Here is a 2,694-nt window from a genome sequence, read left to right as displayed (position 1 = left end):
CCAGAGTGGTTATCCCTTGACACGGATGAACAAGGCATTGCCATGAACCGGTATTTCTTTGACCATCCGGAGATGGTTTTAGGCCAGATGGCCATGGAAATGACCCAGTACGGTATGAAAAGTACGTGCAGGCCTTATGCGGATAAAGATTTGGAAGGTCTGTTATCACAGGCAATCGGGCAAATAGGTGCCGAAATTACGGAGGGTGCGTTTGATGAATTGTCTTTTGAAGAAGACGATACAATTCCTGCCGATCCATCGGTATCCAACTTTTCCTACACGCTGCAGGACGACAAGCTTTACTATCGTGAGAATAGCCGTATGCGGCCAGTGCATGTATCTGTGACAGCTGCAAACCGAATCAAGGGAATGATCGGTATTCGGGATTGCGCGCGTAAGCTGATAAAGTGTCTGATGGAGGACGATCCTGACGAAGCCATTGAGAGACAACAACAAGAACTAAATAGCCTTTATGATGCGTTTCAGCAGACCTATGGTCTCTTGAGCTCCAGGGCCAACAGCAGGGTATTTGCAGAAGATAACAGCTATCCGCTGCTTTGCTCTCTGGAAATCCTGAAAGAGGACGGAACACTGAATCGCAAAGCGGATTTATTCACAAAGCGTACCATCAGACCGCATAGGGAAGTCCAAAAAGTGGATACGGCTGGCGAGGCGCTGGCGTTGTCGTTATCAGAGAAAGCCTGCATTGATATGGAATACATGAAATCCCTTACCGGAAAAACAGCCGAAGAAATCGAGAATGACTTACAGGGTCATATGTTCCGGATTCCAGCTCCAAAGGAAGAGGGAACGCATTTCGTCTCCGCAGATGAATATCTATCGGGCAATGTTCGTGAAAAGTTGAAACAAGCGAAGATCGCAGCACAGCAGTCCCCGCGGTATCGGATCAACGTGCAGGCTTTGGAGGCCGTGCAGCCGAAAGAGCTATCTGCTTCGGAGATTAGTGTGCGCCTTGGAACTACCTGGATTCCGACAAGGGATATTGAACAGTTCCTGTTTTCTCTGCTAGATACGCCCAATTATGCTACGTGGAATATAAAGGTCCATTATTCCACGCTGACTGGTGAGTGGAACGTGGAAGGAAAAAGTTATGACAAGGGGAATGTGAAAGCGAATAGCACCTATGGGACGCGCCGGGCAAATGCCTATAAAATCATAGAAGACATCTTAAACCTACGCGATACCCGTGTGTATGACTATGTGGAAGATGATGACGGAAAACGGAAAGCCGTTCTTAATAAACAGGAAACAGCCATTGCGCAAGGAAAGCAAGATCAGATCAAACAGGCCTTCCAGGACTGGATTTGGAAAGAGCCGGAGAGAAGACAGCGGCTTACCCAGTATTATAACGAACACTTCAATGCGATTCGCCCCAGAGAATATGACGGAAGTCATTTACCATTTGTCGGCATGAACCCGGAAATTGTATTGCGGCCCCATCAAAAAAATGGCGCTGCTCGTATTATTTATGGAGGAAACAGTCTATTGGCCTATGTGGTGGGAGCAGGAAAGACTTACACCATGGTAGCGGCAGCCATGGAAATGAAACGGCTTGGCCTGTGCCATAAATCTATGGTGGTCGTGCCGAATCATATTATTGAACAATTTGCCGCAGAATGGTTACAGCTTTATCCGGCTGCCAATTTGCTAGTGGCAACAAAAAAAGATTTTCAAACAAAAAATCGCAAGAAGTTTTGCGCCAGAATTGCCGCAAGTGAGATCGATGCTGTGATTCTTGGCCATAGCCAATTTGAGAAGATTCCCATTAGCCTTGAGCGGCAGCAGCGACAACTGAAAGAACAACTCAAAGAACTTACCAACGGAATTGCCGAAGCCAAGCAACGGGGCGGCAACAAATTCACAGTGAAACAACTGGAAAAAACAAAAAAGTCGCTAAAAGGAAAACTGGAGAAACTGAATGATCAAAGCAGGAAAGATGACGTAATTTGCTTTGAGGAATTAGGCATTGATCGTTTATTTGTGGACGAGGCGGATGCCTATAAAAATTTGTATTTGTACACGAAAATACGTAATGTGGGCGGTGTGGCGCAGACCGAAGCGCAGAGAGCTTCCGATTTGTTTATGAAACGCCAATATTTAGATGAAGTGACCGGAGGAAGAGGTGTAATCTTTGCTACTGCTACACCAGTTGCCAATAGCATCGTAGAGCTTTATACGATGCAGCGGTATTTACAATATAGCACCCTTCAAGTGAATCACTTGCAGCATTTTGACGCATGGGTCAGTAACTTTGGGGAAACCGTGACGGCCATCGAGCTGGCCCCCGAGGGGACCGGATACCGGTTAAAAACCAGGTTCGCTAAATTTTATAACTTACCCGAACTGATGCAAATGTTTCGGGAAGTGGCGGATATCCAAACTGCGGATATGCTCAATCTCCCGGTGCCGGAGGCGGACTATAAGGTCGTGACTATAAAACCGAGCAGCGTACAGAAAGATATGGTCGAGCAGCTGGGAATCAGGGCCGAGCGGGTGCGAAATGGCATGGTAGACCCAAACCAGGACAACATGCTTTTGATTACCAATGACGGACGAAAACTGGCCCTCGATCAAAGGCTGATGAATGAGCTTCTTCCGGACGCGGAGGAGAGTAAAGTCAATGCCTGCGTCAGAGAAGTTCACCGATTTTGGGAGGAGGGAAAAGAAGAAAAA

At 47.0% G+C, this 2,694-nt stretch carries 1 protein-coding gene; it reads left to right on the top strand.

Annotated elements, in window-relative coordinates:
* Nucleotides 1–2,694, top strand: a 2,694-nt coding sequence (locus tag NE619_RS17640) for a DEAD/DEAH box helicase family protein (protein WP_330640846.1), incomplete at both ends; no start/stop codon positions are given.

Source organism: Anaerovorax odorimutans (assembly GCF_024459955.1).
In the GTDB taxonomy this organism is placed as follows: Bacteria; Bacillota; Clostridia; order Peptostreptococcales; family Anaerovoracaceae; genus Hominibacterium; species Hominibacterium odorimutans_A.
The sequence above is the reverse complement of the archived record's forward strand: the minus strand, read 5'-3'. Positions and strand labels throughout refer to the sequence as shown.